Source organism: Variovorax ginsengisoli, assembly GCF_030486595.1.
Classification (GTDB): Bacteria; Pseudomonadota; Gammaproteobacteria; order Burkholderiales; family Burkholderiaceae_C; genus Variovorax; species Variovorax ginsengisoli_B.
Map to the genome: position 1 here is coordinate 1 of NZ_JAUJZH010000032.1, position 16,175 is coordinate 16,175.

The 16,175-nt window shown below is 69.7% G+C and carries 16 protein-coding genes and 1 pseudogene; 14 read left to right on the forward strand and 3 right to left on the reverse strand.

Features of this window, described 5'->3' with window-relative positions; translation table 11 throughout:
• The 9 genes and pseudogenes from QZH52_RS31415 to cydX all read left to right on the forward strand — a co-directional run.
• Positions 1-155: pseudogene (locus QZH52_RS31415) on the forward strand (electron transfer flavoprotein subunit alpha/FixB family protein); the annotation flags it as partial.
• A gap of 91 nt (positions 156-246) precedes the next feature.
• The gene (locus QZH52_RS31420) at positions 247-2,037 is read left to right on the forward strand and encodes an acyl-CoA dehydrogenase (protein WP_301815002.1); all 1,791 of its coding nucleotides are present in this window, start codon (positions 247-249) and stop codon (positions 2,035-2,037) included.
• 37 nt (positions 2,038-2,074) lie between these two features.
• The gene (locus QZH52_RS31425; RefSeq protein WP_286532450.1) at positions 2,075-3,037 is read left to right on the forward strand and encodes an NAD(P)H-dependent flavin oxidoreductase; all 963 of its coding nucleotides are present in this window, start codon (positions 2,075-2,077) and stop codon (positions 3,035-3,037) included.
• Positions 3,038-3,071: 34 nt separating this feature from the next.
• The gene (locus QZH52_RS31430) at positions 3,072-4,178 is read left to right on the forward strand and encodes an acyltransferase family protein (RefSeq protein WP_436411655.1); all 1,107 of its coding nucleotides are present in this window, start codon (positions 3,072-3,074) and stop codon (positions 4,176-4,178) included.
• Positions 4,179-4,330: 152 nt separating this feature from the next.
• A complete protein-coding gene (cydD, locus tag QZH52_RS31435; RefSeq protein ID WP_301815004.1) occupies positions 4,331-5,986 on the forward strand; it encodes a thiol reductant ABC exporter subunit CydD in 1,656 nt (551 codons plus the stop codon).
• The gene (locus QZH52_RS31440; protein WP_301815005.1) at positions 5,983-7,689 is read left to right on the forward strand and encodes an amino acid ABC transporter ATP-binding/permease protein; all 1,707 of its coding nucleotides are present in this window, start codon (positions 5,983-5,985) and stop codon (positions 7,687-7,689) included. Before cydD ends, QZH52_RS31440 begins: the two co-directional genes overlap by 4 nt.
• 25 nt (positions 7,690-7,714) lie before the next feature.
• Entirely contained in the window at positions 7,715-9,322 is a 1,608-nt protein-coding gene (locus QZH52_RS31445; protein WP_301815006.1) for a cytochrome ubiquinol oxidase subunit I, read from the forward strand.
• A 2-nt stretch (positions 9,323-9,324) separates the two neighbouring features.
• Complete coding sequence (gene cydB / locus QZH52_RS31450) at positions 9,325-10,479, forward strand: cytochrome d ubiquinol oxidase subunit II (protein ID WP_301815007.1); 1,155 nt, start codon at positions 9,325-9,327, stop codon at positions 10,477-10,479.
• Between the two features lie 21 nt (positions 10,480-10,500).
• On the forward strand, positions 10,501-10,623 hold the full coding sequence (cydX, locus tag QZH52_RS31455; protein WP_286524681.1) for a cytochrome bd-I oxidase subunit CydX: 123 nt from the start codon (positions 10,501-10,503) through the stop codon (positions 10,621-10,623).
• A gap of 7 nt (positions 10,624-10,630) precedes the next feature.
• Here cydX and QZH52_RS31460 read toward each other — a convergent pair whose 3' ends face one another.
• Positions 10,631-11,209 (reverse strand): GbsR/MarR family transcriptional regulator, encoded by a 579-nt coding sequence (locus QZH52_RS31460; protein WP_301815008.1) that lies wholly within the window; start codon positions 11,207-11,209, stop codon positions 10,631-10,633.
• A gap of 49 nt (positions 11,210-11,258) precedes the next feature.
• Positions 11,259-11,681 (reverse strand): cupin domain-containing protein, encoded by a 423-nt coding sequence (locus QZH52_RS31465; protein ID WP_301815009.1) that lies wholly within the window; start codon positions 11,679-11,681, stop codon positions 11,259-11,261.
• A 106-nt stretch (positions 11,682-11,787) separates the two neighbouring features.
• Here QZH52_RS31465 and QZH52_RS31470 point away from each other — a divergent pair, with 106 nt between their 5' ends.
• The 5 genes from QZH52_RS31470 to QZH52_RS31490 are packed head-to-tail and all read left to right on the forward strand — an operon-like array spanning position 11,788 to position 15,223.
• Complete coding sequence (locus QZH52_RS31470) at positions 11,788-12,150, forward strand: ArsR/SmtB family transcription factor (RefSeq protein WP_366919341.1); 363 nt, start codon at positions 11,788-11,790, stop codon at positions 12,148-12,150.
• Positions 12,151-12,157: 7 nt separating this feature from the next.
• A complete protein-coding gene (gene aroC / locus QZH52_RS31475; protein WP_301815010.1) occupies positions 12,158-13,267 on the forward strand; it encodes a chorismate synthase in 1,110 nt (369 codons plus the stop codon).
• Positions 13,267-14,445, forward strand: a complete 1,179-nt coding sequence (locus QZH52_RS31480; RefSeq protein ID WP_301815011.1) for an MFS transporter — start codon at positions 13,267-13,269, stop codon at positions 14,443-14,445. Before aroC ends, QZH52_RS31480 begins: the two co-directional genes overlap by 1 nt.
• Positions 14,446-14,498: 53 nt before the next feature.
• A complete protein-coding gene (locus tag QZH52_RS31485) occupies positions 14,499-14,795 on the forward strand; it encodes an AbrB/MazE/SpoVT family DNA-binding domain-containing protein (protein ID WP_301815012.1) in 297 nt (98 codons plus the stop codon).
• Positions 14,796-14,800: 5 nt separating this feature from the next.
• Positions 14,801-15,223, forward strand: coding sequence for a putative toxin-antitoxin system toxin component, PIN family (locus QZH52_RS31490; RefSeq protein ID WP_301815014.1), 423 nt, complete (start codon positions 14,801-14,803; stop codon positions 15,221-15,223).
• Between the two features lie 12 nt (positions 15,224-15,235).
• On the opposite strand, the gene QZH52_RS31495 is transcribed toward QZH52_RS31490, so the two are convergent.
• On the reverse strand, positions 15,236-16,162 hold the full coding sequence (locus QZH52_RS31495; protein ID WP_301815015.1) for a carbohydrate kinase family protein: 927 nt from the start codon (positions 16,160-16,162) through the stop codon (positions 15,236-15,238).
• Between the last annotated feature and the right edge of the window lie 13 nt (positions 16,163-16,175).

A 16,175-nucleotide genomic window follows, 5' to 3' on the forward strand; every position in this document is an offset into this window, starting at 1 on the left:
TCTCGGGCGCGATCCAGCATCTGGCGGGCATGAAGGACTCCAAGGTGATCGTGGCGATCAACAAGGACGAAGAGGCGCCGATCTTCTCGGTGGCCGACTACGGCCTGGTGGCCGACCTGTTCACGGCCGTGCCGGAACTGGTCAAGGCCCTCTGACACTTAGAGACATGTGAGCCAAAGGGCATCGTTCGCGGTGCCCTTTTTCACATCGGTTGGTATCCGGCACCAGAAGCCGCAGGAGACGCACATGAGCTATATCGCCCCCCTCAAGGACATGCTGTTCGACATCGAGCACCTCGCGAACATCGCGCAGGTGGCGCAGATGCCGGGCCTCGAAGACGCCGGCCTCGAAACCGCCCAGGCGGTGCTCGAGGAATGCGCCCGCTTCAACCAGGACGTGATCGCGCCGCTGAACGTGGACGGCGACCGCAATCCTTCGTCGTTCAAGGACGGCCAGGTCACGACCACGCCGGGCTTCAAGGAAGCCTTCGCCCAGTACGTGGCGGGCGGCTGGCAAGGGCTGCAGCATCCGGCGGACTTCGGCGGCCAGGGCCTGCCCAAGGCCATCGGCGCGGCCTGCGTCGAGATGCTCAACTCGGCCAACATGAGCTTTGCGCTGTGCCCATTGCTGACGGACGGTGCCACGGAAGCCTTGCTGACGGCCGGCTCCGACGAACTCAAGGCCACCTACCTCGAGAAGCTGGTCAGCGGCCAGTGGACCGGCACCATGAACCTGACCGAGCCCCAGGCCGGCAGCGACCTCGCGATGGTGCGCAGCCGCGCCGAGCCGCAGGCCGACGGCACCTACAAGGTGTTCGGCACCAAGATCTTCATCACCTACGGTGAGCACGACATGGCCGAGAACATCGTCCATCTGGTGCTGGCCCGCGTCACGGGCGCGCCCGAAGGCGTGAAGGGCATCAGCCTGTTCGTGGTGCCCAAGTTCATGGTGAACAAGGACGGCTCACTGGGCGCGCGCAACGACGTCCATTGCGTCAGCATCGAGCACAAGCTGGGCATCAAGGCCTCGCCGACGGCCGTCCTCCAGTATGGCGACCATGGCGGCGCGATCGGCTACCTCGTGGGCCAGGAGAACCGCGGCCTCGAGTACATGTTCATCATGATGAACTCGGCCCGCTACGCGGTGGGCATGCAGGGCATCGCGATCGCCGAGCGCGCTTACCAGCACGCCGTGGCCTATGCCAAGGACCGCGTGCAGAGCCGTCCGGTCGACGGCTCCATCAACGCCAGCGCGCCGATCATCCACCACCCCGACGTGAAGCGCATGCTGATGACGATGCGGGCCTACACCGAAGGCTGCCGCGCGATGGCCGCCGTGGCCGCGGCCGCCTACGACGCGACCCATCACCACCCCGACGCCGAGACGCGCAAGCAGAACCAGGCCTTCTACGAATTCATGGTGCCGCTGGTCAAGGGCTACAGCACCGAGATGAGCCTGGAGGTGGCCTCGCTGGGCGTGCAGGTGCATGGCGGCATGGGCTTCATCGAGGAGACCGGCGCGGCGCAGTACCTGCGCGACGCCAAGATCCTGACCATCTACGAAGGCACGACCGCGATCCAGGCCAACGACCTGGTGGGCCGCAAGACCGCGCGCGACGGCGGCCAGACGGCCAAGGCCATCGCCGCCCAGATCGAGAAGACCGAAGCCGAACTCGCCCAGCGCGACAGCGCCGATGCGCGAGCGGTGGCCAAGAAGCTCAAGGCCGCGCGCGAAGCCTTCGTGGACGTGGCCGGCTTCGTCGCCGGCCAGACCAAGGCGTCGCCGAACGCGGTGTTCGCGGGCAGCGTTCCCTACCTGATGCTGGCGGGCAACGTGGTGGCCGGCTGGCAGCTGGCGCGCTCGCTGCTGGTGGCCGAAGACCTCGCCAAGGCCGGCACCGACGTCGCCTTCATGAAGGCCAAGATCGCCACCGCGCGCTTCTATGCCGAGCACATCCTGAACAAGGCGCCGGGCCTGCGCGACAGCATCGTGGAGGGGGCCGACAGCGTCACCGCCCTCGCACTCGAATCCTTCTAAGACCAACAGATCTCATTCATCGAATTCCGGAGACTCCATGTCCAAGCTGCCGCCCGTGCTCGCCAACCTTCCGCTGCCCATCATCGGCTCGCCGCTGTTCATCATCAGCAACCCCAAGCTGGTGATCGCCCAGTGCAAGGCCGGGGTGGTCGGCTCGATGCCGGCGCTCAATGCGCGCCCGGCCGCGCAGCTCGAGGAATGGCTGATCGAGATCACCGAGGAACTGGCCGCCTACAACAAGGCCAATCCCGACAAGCCGGCGGCGCCCTTCGCCATCAACCAGATCGTGCACAAGAGCAATGACCGCCTCGAGCACGACATGGCGATGGTCGTGAAGTACAAGGTGCCGATCGTCATCACCTCGCTCGGTGCGCGCACCGACGTCAACGATGCGGTCCACAGCTACGGCGGCGTGACCCTGCACGACATCATCAACAACACCTTCGCGAAGAAGGCGATCGAGAAGGGCGCCGACGGCCTGATCGCGGTGGCGGCCGGCGCCGGCGGCCATGCGGGCGTGAAGAGCCCGTTTGCCCTGATCCAGGAAATCCGCCAGTGGTTCGACGGCCCGGTCGCGCTGTCGGGCTCGATCGCCACCGGCGACGCCGTGCTCGCGGCGCAGGCCATGGGCGCCGACTTCGCCTACATCGGCACCGCCTTCATCGCCACCGAGGAAGCCCGCGCGAGCGACGAGTACAAGCAGGCGATCGTCGACGGCAGCTCCGACGACATCGTCTACTCGAACCTGTTCACCGGCGTGCATGGCAACTACCTCGCGCCGAGCATCGTGGCCGCCGGCATGGACCCGGCCAACCTGCCCGAAGGCGACCTCAAGACCATGAACTTCGGCGGCGGCGAGGGCAGCAAGGCCAAGGCCTGGAAGGACATCTGGGGCTCGGGCCAGGGCATCGGCGCGGTGACCGAAGTCGCGAGCGCAGCGGCCTTCGTCGAAAAGCTCAAGCGCGAATACTTCGACGCCCGCCGACGTCTCGCGCTCTAGGACCGTGACACTGCGAGGGGCGGCCATGGGTCGCATGCCGCTGCTGGACGCGGTCAAGGGCGTGGCATGCGCGCTGATCGTCGGCCATCACCTGGCGCGCTACGGGCCGCTGCAGGAAGGCGCTTCGGTGCTCGCGCCGGCGCTGTTCGACTGGCTGGCCCAGGACGGCCGGCTGGCGGTGCAGGTCTTCCTGGTGCTGGCCGGCTTCCTGGCGGCCGGCAGCCTGGCGCCCGATGGTGTGCTGCGGGTCGACCGCCCGCTGGCGCGTGTCGGCCAGCGCTACGGGCGCCTGGTCATGCCTTACCTGGCGGCGCTCAGCTTCAGCGTGCTGGTCGCCGCGCTGGTGCGGCCCTGGCTCGACGGCGACGCGGTGCCGGCCGCGCCCGGCCTGGCCCAGCTGCTGGCGCATGGCCTGCTGCTGCAGGACCTGCTCGGATTCGACGCTCTTTCGACCGGGGTCTGGTACGTGGCCATCGACTTCCAGCTGTTCGTGCTGGCGCTGGCGGCGATCGGCCTGTCGGAGCTGCTGCAGCGGCGCTGGGCGCTGGGCCGCGAGCGCTCGCGCTGGCTGGTGGCCGGCCTCGTGCTGGCGCTGGCGGTGGCTTCGCTGGCGGTGTTCAACCGCCGGCAGGAACTCGATGTCACGGCGATCTATTTCTTCGGCTCGTACGGGTTGGGCATGCTGGTGTTCTGGATCGGCCGCGCGACCCGCGACAGCACCTGGCGCTACGCGGTGCTGCTGCTCGCGCTGGTCGGCGCCGCGGCGCTGGCGCTCGACTGGCGCAGCCGCATCGCGATCGCGCTGGTCACCGCATTGGCCGTGGCCGTGGTGCAGCATCGCGACGGACTGGCCCCCGCCGCGTGGCCTCGCATCGGCGCGCCGCTGGTGCGGCTCGGCCGCATTTCGTATTCGCTGTTCCTGATCCACTTCCCGGTGCTGCTGCTGGTCAGCGCGGCGATGAGCCATCTGTTGCCGGACACACCGTGGATCGACCTGATGGGCCTGCTGGCGACCTTCGCGCTGTCGATCGCAGCCGCGACGCTGCTCTATCGCTGGGTCGAGTCGCGGCCCGCCACCTGGCGCGCGGTGCTCGGCCTGTTCGCGGCCCTGCTGGCCTGCGGCCTGCTGGTCTCGGCCTGAGCGCTGCCCGCGTGCGCCGGCGCGGGCACCGAGAGTGCCCCGCGCGTCACGGGCTTCTGTTAGCTTAACGAACCGCGGCCCTGCAGCGAGGGCGTGCATCCCGTATGATTCGTGAGTTTTCAGTAAATACTGAAATTACAGAAATTTAGTACTTGAACACCGCCACCCCTTCGTTCGCCAGCCTGGTCCAGGGCGCCGCCGCGCTGCTCTGGGTGCCGCAGGCGGCGCTGCTGGCCTGGGCGGTGCAGCGGCTCGGGGCGGGCGAGGGCCCGACCGCGGTGTTCTGGCCGGCGGCCGGGATCCTGCTGCTCGGACTGTTGCGGGCGGCAGCGGAGGCCTGGGGCGCCCGGCGGGTGTATGCGCAGGCGCGGCTGCAGTTGTCCGCGCTGCGGGCCCGGGTCGCGGCCGCGCTGGCCGCGCGTTCGCCGATGGACAGCGCGCGCCCGGCCGCGGGCCTCGCCGCCAGCGTGATCGCCGAGCAGGCCGAGGCGGTCGTGCCCTACCTGGTGCGCTACGGGCCGGCGCGCTGGCGGGCGACGGTGGTGCCGCTGGTCATCGTCGCGGTGGTGGCCTGCCTGTCCTGGGTGGCGGCTGCCGTGCTGCTAGTGGCGGCGCCGCTGATCCCGATCTTCATGGCCATCGTCGGCTGGCGCGCACGGGCCGCGAGCGAGGCGCAGATGGTCGAGCTGGGCGGCATGAACGGCTTCCTGCTCGATCGCCTGCGCGGACTCGCCACCTTGCGTGCGCTCGATGCGGTCGACGCCACCGCACGGCGCCTGGGCGAGTCGGCCCAATCGCTGCGGACCCGAACGATGGCGGTGCTGCGCATCGCCTTCCTGTCGTCGGCGGTGCTGGAGCTGTTCTCGGCGCTCGGTGTCGCGATGGTGGCGGCGTACATCGGCTTCCATCTGCTGGGCACCCTCGGCTTCGGCACCTGGGGCCGCACGCTGAGCCTGGGCGAGGGGCTGTTCATCCTGCTGCTGGCGCCGGCCTTCTTCGAGCCGCTGCGGGAGTTGTCGGCGGTCTGGCATGACCGCGCGGCCGGCGAAGCCGCGCTGGCATCGCTGGCTCGCCTCCGCGAGGGTGGCGTCGCGCTGCCCGGCGCCGCTTCGACAGGCGAACGGCCGTGTCCGCAGGTCGGCATGCCCGGCGCGCCCGCGGTCCGGGTGCAGGGCCTGTGTTTCTCGCATGCCGGGGAGGCGGCTTTCTTCGACCACTACGACCTGCGCGTGGCGGCCGGCGAGCACGTTGCCCTGATGGGGCCCAGCGGCTCGGGCAAGACGGCGCTGCTGAGCCTGATCGCCGGCCTGCTCCCGGCGCAGCGCGGCGAGATCCAGATCGGCGGCGTGCCGCTGTCCGACGAGACGGCGGCCGGGCTGCGCGCGCGCATGGCGTGGATGGGCCAGAAGCCGCATGTCTTCGCCGGCTCGGTGCAGGCCAACGTGGCGCTCGGACGGGCCGGCGTGCAGACGGCGCAGGTGGAGGCCGCGATGCGCTTCGTCGCGCTCGACGGCGTCGCCCAGGCCCGCCCCGGCGTCGCGCTGGGGGAGGGCGGCGGCGGCCTGTCGGGCGGCGAGGCGGTGCGGCTGGCGCTGGCGCGCGTGGCGGCGCAGCCCGGGGCCGATCTGCTGCTGGTCGACGAGCCGACCGCGCACCTCGACAGCGAGACCGCGGAACGCGTGGTCGATGCCCTGATGCAGCTGGCGCGCGGCAAGACGCTGATCGCCGCCACCCACGACCCGGTACTGGCCGCCCGCATGGGCCGCGTGATCCGGCTCGACCACCTGCCGGCAAAGGAGGCCGCATGAAGCACTGGCGCGACGTGCGGCCGGTGCTCGCGGCCTTCTGGCAGGCGCAGCCGCGCCGCCTGGCTCTCGGCGCCGCGCTGGCGCTGCTGACGGTGCTGATGGGCATGGGCCTGCTGGGCCTCTCCGGCTGGTTCATCAGCGCCACCGCGCTGGCCGGGCTGCAGGCCGCGACGGCCCTGCGCTTCGATGTCTTCATGCCCTCGGCCGGCATCCGCCTGCTGGCGCTGGGCCGCACCGGTTCGCGCTACGCCGAGCGGCTGGTCACGCACGACGCCACCTTCGGCGTGCTGGCCGCACTGCGCGAGCGGCTGTTCCGCGGATGGGCCCGCCCCGATGCGGCACGCCGGCTGCTGGCCCGGCCGGCACGCCTGCTGTTCCGCCTGACGGCCGACATCGACGCCCTCGAATCCTTCTACCTGCGGCTGCTGGTGCCGGCCATCGCGGCGCTCGGTGCGGCGCTGTTCGCCGGCGTCGTGCTGGGCTTCATGAACGCCTGGATCGGCGTTGCGCTGGCCCTGTGGCTGGTCATGGCGGGCTGGGGCATCGCGCTGGCGGTGGCGGTGCGGGGCCGGCCGGCGTCGCTGCGGCGCGCGCATGCCATGGAAGCGCTGCGGGCCCGGGCCGCCGACCTGGTGTCGGGCCAGACCGAGCTGGTCATGGCCGGCAGGAGCGAGGCGCAGTGCGAGGCGCTGGCCGCGGCCGACCGCCATCTGGCGAATGCGGACCATGCGCTCAACCGGCTCGAGGTGCGCGCCGGCATGGCCTACGGCATGGCCGGCACGCTGACCTTGGTGGCGGTGCTGCTGGCGGCTGCCGCGCTGGTGGGCGATGGCGCGATCGGCGCACCCGCGGCGGCACTGGCGCTGCTGGTGGCGCTCACCGCGCTCGAACCCTTCGCCGCCTTGCGCCGCGGCGCGCTCGAGGCCGGCCGCGCCTGGCTGGCGGCGAGGCGCCTGGCGCGCCGCCTCGCGCCGGACCTGCCTGCCGAGGTGGCCGCGACAGCGTGGCCGGCCGCACCCTCCGACGCCGGCCTTGCGCTCTGCCTCGCGCGGGTCGTGGCGGCCCACCCCGGCAGCCGGGTGCCGGCGCTGCGTGACATCTCCCTGACCTTGGCCACCGGCGAGCGGGTCGCACTGGTCGGGCCCAGCGGCGCCGGCAAGTCCACCTTGCTGGCCCTGGTCGCTGGCGAATTCGCGGCGGCCTCCGGCGAGGTGCGCTGCGCGCCGCACTGCCTGCTGACGCAGCGAACGGAGCTGTTCCAGGACAGCCTGCGCGACAACCTCCGGCTGGCCGATCCCGGTGCCGGCGACGCCCGGCTGTGGGCCGCGTTGCAGGCCGCCGGCCTGTCGCAGGAAGTGCGCGCGACGGCCGCCGGACTCGACACGCCGCTGGGCGAGGGCGGCCTCGGACTCTCGGGCGGCCAGTCGCGACGGCTCGCGCTGGCGCGGTTGATGCTGCGCGACGTGCCGCTCTGGCTGCTGGACGAACCCACCGAAGCACTGGACACTGCGACCGCCCACGATGTGTTGCAACGCCTCGATGCCCAGGCGGCAGGCCACACGCTGCTGGTCGCGACCCATTTGCGGCGCGAAGCGGCGCTGGCCCACCGGTTGATCTCGATTCAGGACGGCCGGATCACCGCCGACCTGCGGCGCGGCACCGCAGCCTTCGACGCGGCACTGAAGGCGCTGCGCCCGGACTGAGAACGAAGAATACGAAAGGAACCCCATGGACCTCGACATCGTTGCCCTCTCCCGATTGCAGTTCGCCTTGACGGCGCTGTACCACTTCCTGTTCGTGCCGCTGACCATCGGCCTGGCCGTGGTCCTCGCGATCATGGAGACCGTCTACGTCATGACCGGGCGGACCATCTGGCGCGACATGACGAAGTTCTGGGGTGTGCTGTTCGGCATCAACTTCGCGATGGGCGTGGCCACCGGCATCGTCATGGAGTTCCAGTTCGGCATGAACTGGAGCTACTACAGCCACTACGTGGGCGACGTCTTCGGTGCGCCCCTGGCGATCGAGGGGCTGATGGCCTTCTTCCTCGAGGCCAGCTTCGTCGGCCTGTTCTTCTTCGGCTGGGACAAGCTGTCGAAGGTGGCGCACCTGATCGTCACCTGGCTGGTCGCGATCGGCTCCAACCTGTCAGCGCTCTGGATCCTGATCGCCAACGGCTGGATGCAGAACCCGGTGGGCGCGGCCTTCAATCCGCAGACCATGCGCATGGAGGTGACCGACTTCGCCGCGGTGCTGACCAACCCGGTGGCGCAGGCCAAATTCGTGCACACGGTGTCGGCGGGCTACACGGTGGCGGCGATCTTCGTGCTCGGCGTCTCGGCCTGGTACGTGCTGAAGGGCCGCCATCTCGAACTCGCCAAGCGCTCGATGACCGTGGCCGCCTCCTTCGGGCTGGCGGCCTCGCTGTCGGTGGTGGTGCTCGGCGACGAGAGCGGCTACCTGTCGACCGAGCACCAGAAGATGAAGGTCGCCTCGATCGAGGCGATGTGGAAGACCGAGCCCGCACCGGCCGCCTTCACCGCCTTCGGCTTCCCGGACCAGCGCACCCGCGAGACCCACTTCGCGGTCCACATCCCGATGCTGCTGGGCCTGATCGGCACCCGCTCGCTGACCAAGGAGGTGCCGGGCATCGAGGACCTGGTCGCGCGCGCCGAGGACCACATCCGCGACGGCATCAAGGCCTACGACGCGCTGCAGACGATCCGCCAGGCCAGGAGCGATGCCGAGGTGCCGCCGCAGGCGCGCGCCGACTTCGAGGCCCACGGCAACTTCATGGGCTACGCGCTGCTGCTCAAGCGCTATGTCGACGATCCGCGCCAGGCCACGGCCGAGCAGATCACCAAGGCCTCGTGGGACCTGGTGCCGCCGGTGTTCTCGCTCTACTGGTCGTTTCGGATCATGGTCGGCCTGGGCATGTTCTTCATCGTGCTGACCGCCACCTTCTTCGTGCTGTCGACCCGGCGCCGGCTGGATGCCCATCCCTGGCTGCTCAAGGTCGCCGTGTTCTCGATTCCGCTGCCCTGGGTGGCCGCCGAGATGGGCTGGATCGTGGCCGAGGTCGGCCGCCAGCCGTGGGTGATCGAAGGCGTGCTGCCGACCGCGGTCGCGGTCTCGAACCTCGGCGCCGCGACGGTGCTCGGCACCATCGTCGGTTTCGTGACGATCTACACGATCCTGTTCGTGATCGAGATGAAGCTGATGCTGAAGGCGATCCGCAACGGGCCGACCGAACATCCGCCGACACCGGCCGATGCCTGGCGCACCGGCGCCGGTCCCGACATCGCGGGCCGTCCGCGCACCTCGCTGGGAGCTTGACCATGATTCTTCACACCCTCATTTCCTACGAAGTGCTGCGCCTCGTCTGGTGGCTGCTGCTCGGCGTCCTGCTGGTCGGCTTCGCGGTCATGGACGGCTTCGATCTCGGCGCCGGCATGCTGCTGCCGTTCGCGGGCCGCAACGACCTCGAGCGCCGCGTGATCATCAACAGCGTCGGCCCGGTCTGGGAGGGCAACCAGGTCTGGCTGATCCTCGGCGGCGGCGCGATCTTCGCGGCCTGGCCGCAGCTCTACGCGGTGTCGTTCTCGGGCTTCTACATCGCGATGTTCGCGATCCTGGTGGCCTTGATCCTGCGGCCGGTGGCCTTCAAGTTCCGCGGCAAGCGCGACGAGCCGGCCTGGCGCGCGCGCTGGGACTGGGCGCTGTTCATCGGCGGCTTCGTGCCGGCGCTGATCTTCGGCGTCGCGATGGGCAACGTGCTGCGCGGCGTGCCGTTCCGCTTCAACCCCGACATGCACATCTTCTACGACGGCACCTTCTTCGGCCTGCTCAATCCGTTCGCGCTGCTGTGCGGCCTGGTGTCGGTGGCGATGCTCGCGATGCACGGCGCCGCCTGGCTGCAACTGAAGACGCAGGGCCCGGTGGCCCAGCGCGCGCGGGCCTACGGCAGCGTGGCGGCGGCCGCGACGATCGTGCTGTATGCGCTCGCCGGCTTCGCGTTGTGGAAGTTCGTCGACGGCTTTCGCGTGACCAGCGCGCTGCCGGCCGACGGGCCGTCCAACCCCTTGCTCAAGACCGTCGAGGTGCATTCGAGCGCCTGGTTCGCCAACTACGAGGCGCATCCGTGGCTCTACGTCGTGCCGGGCCTGGGCCTGGCCGGCGCTTTGGTGGCGCTGCTGGGCCTGCGCATGCGGGCCGAGCTGATGACCTTCGTGGCCAGCGCGCTGTCGATCGCCGGCATCATCCTGAGCGTCGGCGTCTCGATGTTCCCGTTCATCCTGCCCTCGACCATCGATCCGCGCGCCAGCCTGACGGTGTTCGACTCGTCGTCCAGCCACCTGACGCTGTTCATCATGCTGGTGGTCACCGCCATCTTCATCCCGATCATCGTCGCCTACACCAGCTGGGTGTACGCCGTGCTGCGCGGCAAGGTCGACGCCGCCGCGATCAGCGAAGACCGCGGCCACGCGTACTAGTCACAGAAAGAGAATCCGACCATGTGGTACTTCGCCTGGATCCTGGGACTGCCGCTCGCCGCGACCTTCGCGGTGCTGAATGCGATGTGGTACGAGCTGATGGACGACGAGGCCGTAAGGCACGACAAGCTCGACAAGCCGTAGCCGGCCGCTATTCCTTGGGTGGCTTCAGGGCCTTGGACCCGCCTGTCAGTCGGTCCTTGAGCCCCAGCACCTTGGTCACCGTCGCGCCCATGCCCATGAGCTGCATCGCTGTTTCCGGGGCGAGCCGCTGCACGTCGTCGAACCACTTCATGAGCCGGTCGATCAGGTCGTGCATGTCGCGCATGCGCTGCTGGGCATGGCGCTCGGCGTCGGTCTTGGGCTCTTCGAGCAGCGCCATGCGCAGCATCGAGAGGGTCGGCTCGATCTCGCGCCGGCGGCGCTCCTCGGCCAGCACGCGGAAGATCTCCCAGACATCGGAAGGCGCCTCGAAATACTCGCGCCGGTCGCCCGCATGGTGGCGCAGCCGCACCAGCCGCCAGGCCTGCAGCTCCTTCAGGCCCATGCTCACGTTGGAGCGCGAGAACTCGAGCGACTCGGCGATCTCGTCGGCATTCAGCGCCCGCTCCGAGATGAAGATCAGCGCATAGATCTGGCCGACCGTGCGGTTGATGCCCCATTTGCTGCCCATTTCCCCGAAGTGGGCGATGAATTCTCGGCTGAGGGCGGGCAGGGCGTCTTTGGGCATCGGCCGATTTTCAGGCCGAATTGCTGAAGCTTCAAGAAAGACTGAAAGGCTATTTCCAGGGCGTCGGCGCCGGGACCTCGCAGGCGGGCTCGACGTCGATGCTCTTGAAGTCGGCCGGCGAAACGATCTCGAGGTATTCCATGTCGGGCGAATAGTCGAACAGGTAGTGGCGAATGCCCGGGCGCTGGTGGACCACGTCGCCGGCGGCGACCAGCGTCTCCTTGTCCTCGTACATGAAGCGGGCCCAGCCCTTGAGCATGTAGACGATCTGGAAATCCGCTTCGTGCCGGTGCCAGCCGGTGCCCGTTTCCGGTGCCATGTTGGCCTTGACGAGGTGCGCGATCACACGGCCGTTGGTGGCGTCCGCCACCCCGAGGTCGCGATACAGGAAGAAATCGCGCAATCCGCCTGAAACGTAGTCGGTGTCGCCGGGTTTGACATGGGAGAACTTCGTGTCGGTACGGTCCAGCATGGGCGAGCTCCTTCGGAGGGGGTGGGGGATGCTGCGCCGCAGCACGCATAAACCATTCCTGCCGCGTGGCTTGACAAGCGGGCGCCCGGCTTCGAAACTAAACCATATGGTTCACTCTGATGCCGGCACCCTCGATGCCGTCTTTTCCGCCCTGTCGGACGCCACCCGGCGCGACGTGCTCGAACGGCTGGGGCGCGGCGGCGGCCTCACGGTCAGCGAACTGGCCCAGCCGCATGGCATGTCGCTGACCGGCTTCATGAAGCACTTGCGCGTGCTCGAGGAGGCCGGCCTGGTGTCGCGCACGAAAGAAGGCCGCATCGTGCGCTGCGCGCTGTCGCCGGCCCCGATGCAGGAGGCCGCCGTGTGGTTGTCCCACTACGAGAAATTCTGGGCCGGTCGCCCGGACCCAGCCGCAAGCGCTGAAGCCGTGGTTCGGCCCGGCCGGAACATCGGGCCTTTGTTGGGATAATCCCGCCATGAGCGGCAATACCTTCGGCACCTTATTCGCGGTCACCAACTTCGGTGAATCCCACGGCCCGGCGATCGGCTGCGTCATCGACGGCTGCCCGCCCGGCATGGCGCTCACCGAAGCCGACATCCAGGGCGACCTCGACCGGCGCCGCCCCGGCACCAGCCGCCACGTGACGCAGCGCAACGAACCCGACGCGGTGCAGATCCTGAGCGGCGTGTACGAAGGCAAGACCACCGGCACGCCGATCGCGCTGCTGATCCAGAACACCGACCAGCGCAGCAAGGACTACGGCCAGATCGCGCAGCAGTTTCGCCCCGGCCACGCCGACTTCAGCTACTGGAAGAAATACGGCATCCGCGACCCGCGCGGCGGCGGCCGCTCGTCGGCCCGCCTGACGGCACCGATGGTGGCGGCCGGCGCGGTCGCCAAGAAGTGGCTGTTCGAGAAGTACGGCACCCGCTTCCGCGGCTGCATGGCGCAGATCGGCGACATCGTGATCCCGTTCGAGGCCTGGGACCACGTGCCGAACAACCCCTTCTTCGCGCCCATGGTCGACGTCTCGCAGCTGGAGGCCTACATGGACGCGCTGCGCAAGGCCGGCGACTCCTGCGGCGCCCGCATCCGGGTCACGGCGTCGAACGTCCCGATGGGCCTCGGGGAGCCGCTGTTCGACAAGCTGGATGCCGACATCGCCTGGGCGATGATGGGCATCAACGCGGTCAAGGGCGTCGAGATCGGCGCCGGCTTCGCCAGCGTCACGCAGCGCGGCACCACCCACGGCGACTCGATCACGCCGCAGGGCTTCGTGACCAACAACGCCGGCGGCGTGCTCGGCGGCATCAGCACGGGCCAGGACCTCGAGGTGAGCATCGCGATCAAGCCGACCAGTTCGATCATCAGTCCGCGCCAGTCCATCGATGTCAACAATCAGCCGGTCGAGGTCGTGACCAAGGGCCGGCACGACCCCTGCGTCGGCATCCGGGCGACGCCGATCGCGGAGGCGATGCTGGCGCTGGTCGTGATGGAGCATGCGCTGCGCAACCGCGCCCAGTGCGGCGACGTGCATGCGCCGGACCTGCCGGAGCATCCCTCGCCCCAGGCTTCGTTCCTCTAGTGGCGTCCGCGCCGCCCGCCGCCGGGGGGCGCGGCCACCTGCTGGCCTTCGCGGCCCTGTCGGCGAGCTATTTCGCCCACATCGGCTTCTTCAATCCGTACCTGCCGCTGTGGCTCAAGGACCTCGGGCTGCCGATCTTCGTGATCAGCCTGCTGACCTCGGTGCAGTCGGTGACCCGGGTCTTCGCGCCGTATGCATGGGGCGCGCTGAGCGACCACACCGGCGAGCGCGTGAAGCTGCTGCGCTTCAGCGCCGCGGTGGCGCTGGTGTCCTCGTTCGGCCTGTGGTGGAACGGCGGCCCGTGGTGGCTGATGCTGGTGCTGCTCGTGATGTTCACGCACACCAGTTCGATGATGTCGCTCACCGAAGCCGCGATGGCGCACCTGGTGGCCGGCGACTGGGGCCGCTATGGCCGCATCCGGCTCTGGGGTTCGGCGGGCTTCCTGGTCACCGTGTTCTTCGCCGGCGAATGGTTCGAGCGCTTCGGCATGCGGCACTTCCCGGCCTGGGCCGGCGGCACGCTGGCGATCGTGCTGATTGCGACGCTGCGGCTGCCTGACGTGCGCGAGCCGGTGTCGCAGCACGCGCAGGCCCGCGAGCCGGTCGGTCCGGTGCTGCGCAATCCGGCGGTGCGCTGGTTTTTCGTCTCGCTGTTCTTCCACGTGATGGCCCATTTCGCGGTCTACGGTTTCCTGTCGCTCTACCTCGATTCGCTCGGCTACGGCAAGGGCACGATCGGCCTGCTCTGGGCGCTTTCGGTGGTGGCCGAGATCGTCTGGTTCTTCCTGCAGGGGCGGCTGCTCGGGCTGCTGTCGATGCCGCGCTGGCTGCTGCTGTGCGGTTTCGCGGCGGTGCTGCGCATGGGCATCACGGCCGGGTGCGGGAAATGGGTCTGGGCCCTGGTGGTGGCGCAGGCGTTGCACGCGCTGTCCTTCGCGGCCCACCACACCACCTGCATCGCGATGGTGTCGCGCCACTTTCCGGGCCGGCTGCGCGGCCGCGGGCAGGCGCTGTTCACGGTGATCGGCTATGGCTTCGGCGGCGTGCTCGGTGTCCTGGTGGGCGGCGCCATCGCGCAGCGCTTCGGCTATGTCGCCATGTTCAGCGTGGCGACGGCGGTGGCGGCCGTCGCGAGCGGATGCGCGTGGCGGGCGCAGCGGGTCGGCGGCGCGGTTTGACTGTGGGGGCGGATCGGGGCTAAAGTAAGGATTCCTTACCGGAGGGATTTCCAATGCTCGCCAAGATGACCTCCAAGAACCAGCTCACCCTGCCGCGCAGCGTGACGGACCAGCTCGGCGATGTCCCGGAGTACTTCGACGTGGCGCTGCGCGACGGCCAGATCGTTCTGACACCGGTGCGCATCCAGCGCGGCGATGCCGTGCGAGCCAAGCTGGCGGCGCTGGGCCTGGGCGCTTCGGACGTGGTCGATGCCGTGGCCTGGGCGCGCAGCGAGCAGCCGGTGCCCGTGGCCGTCGAGCCCACGCCCGCCTACCGGACTCCCGTCCCCCGACGCAAGCCCGGGGCCTGAGCCGCGTGGCCGCCGTCCGGGTGGTGTTCGACACCAACGTGGTCGTTTCGGCCTTGCTGTTCGGCGGCCCGGCGACGGCAAGGTTGCGCGGGCTCTGGCAGCAGGGGGCCTGCGTGCCGTTGCTCAGCAAGGCCACCGCCGCCGAGCTGCTTCGCGTGCTGGCCTGTCCCAAATTCCGACTCTCGGCGGCGGAGCGCGAGGAGCTGCTGGGCGACTACCTGCCGTTCGCCGAGATCGTGCTGGTGCCCGACCCGCCGCCCGAGGTTCCAGATTGCCGCGACGCCTTCGACCTGCCGTTTCTGCACCTGGCCGCGGTCGGTGATGCGACCCTGGTGACCGGTGACCGTGATCTGCTGGTGCTGGCCGCTGGCACGGCGATCCCGATCGTGCGGATCGAGGATTTCATCGCGGGCTTCGACCCGCGCTGAAGCCGCAGGTTCTCAGTCCAGCTCGGCCCGTCTCGGCATGTCGGCGCCCCGGCGCGAGCAGGTGATGGCCGCGGCCTTGGCCGCGAAGCCGAGCAGGGCGCCCAGCGCCTGGCCATCGAGCGCCGCGAGCGCCCCGGGCGTCAGCGCGCCGTGTTCGTCGAGCCAGGTCAGCAGGCCGGCCTGGAAGGTGTCGCCGGCGCCCACGGTGTCGATCACCTTCACCTGCGGTGTCGGCACGTCGGCTCGCGCGCTTCGGGTCCAGGCGCTGGCGCCCTGGCCGCCGCGGGTCACCGCGACCAGCACCGCGCCCTGCGCCAGCCAGCGCGCCGCGACCTGCTCGGGCGTCTCGGCCGGATAGAGCAGGCCCAGGTCCTCGTCGCTGACCTTGACCAGGTGCGCGATCGAGACCATCCGGTCGACCAGCGCGCGCCATCGCGCCACGTCGGGTTCGACATTGAGACGCACGTTCGGGTCGTAGGCGACCAGCCGCTGCCCGCGCTCGCGGGCGGCGAGTGCCAGCAACGCGCTGCCGACCGGCTCGACCGCCAGCGCGTAGGAGCCGAACTGCAGCACGCGCACGGTCGGCGGCAGCGCGGGAAGCGTGTCGTGGCTGAGCTGCCGGTCGGCCGCGCCGGTGCCGTGGAAGGCATAGCGCGGCACGCCGCGGGCGTCGACGCTGACCACGCTGAGCGTGCTGGGCGCATCGCTGCGCACGATCAGCGAGGTGTCGACCCCTTCGGCCGCGAGCGAGGCCAGCAGCCGCTCGCCGAAGGCGTCGGTCGACAGCCCGGCCAGGAAGGCCACCGGCCGCCCGAGCCGGGCCAGGCCCTGGGCCACGTTGAGCGGCGAGCCGCCGATGCGGGCATCCAGCGCCAGGCCGGTGGGGGTGGCTTCGCCCGTGTAGACATCCATCAGGGCTTCGCCGCAGACCACGAACATGGGGATCCTTGAA

Coding starts and splice junctions, on each gene's coding strand:
- QZH52_RS31420 (WP_301815002.1), top strand. CDS start 247: ATGAGCTATATCGCCCCCCTCAAGGACATGCTGTTCGACATCGAGCAC.
- QZH52_RS31425 (WP_286532450.1), top strand. CDS start 2,075: ATGTCCAAGCTGCCGCCCGTGCTCGCCAACCTTCCGCTGCCCATCATC.
- QZH52_RS31430 (WP_436411655.1), top strand. CDS start 3,072: ATGCCGCTGCTGGACGCGGTCAAGGGCGTGGCATGCGCGCTGATCGTC.
- QZH52_RS31440 (WP_301815005.1), top strand. CDS start 5,983: ATGAAGCACTGGCGCGACGTGCGGCCGGTGCTCGCGGCCTTCTGGCAG.
- QZH52_RS31445 (WP_301815006.1), top strand. CDS start 7,715: ATGGACCTCGACATCGTTGCCCTCTCCCGATTGCAGTTCGCCTTGACG.
- cydB (WP_301815007.1), top strand. CDS start 9,325: ATGATTCTTCACACCCTCATTTCCTACGAAGTGCTGCGCCTCGTCTGG.
- cydX (WP_286524681.1), top strand. CDS start 10,501: ATGTGGTACTTCGCCTGGATCCTGGGACTGCCGCTCGCCGCGACCTTC.
- QZH52_RS31460 (WP_301815008.1), bottom strand. CDS start 11,209: ATGCCCAAAGACGCCCTGCCCGCCCTCAGCCGAGAATTCATCGCCCAC.
- QZH52_RS31465 (WP_301815009.1), bottom strand. CDS start 11,681: ATGCTGGACCGTACCGACACGAAGTTCTCCCATGTCAAACCCGGCGAC.
- QZH52_RS31470 (WP_366919341.1), top strand. CDS start 11,788: ATGGTTCACTCTGATGCCGGCACCCTCGATGCCGTCTTTTCCGCCCTG.
- aroC (WP_301815010.1), top strand. CDS start 12,158: ATGAGCGGCAATACCTTCGGCACCTTATTCGCGGTCACCAACTTCGGT.
- QZH52_RS31485 (WP_301815012.1), top strand. CDS start 14,499: ATGCTCGCCAAGATGACCTCCAAGAACCAGCTCACCCTGCCGCGCAGC.
- QZH52_RS31495 (WP_301815015.1), bottom strand. CDS start 16,162: ATGTTCGTGGTCTGCGGCGAAGCCCTGATGGATGTCTACACGGGCGAA.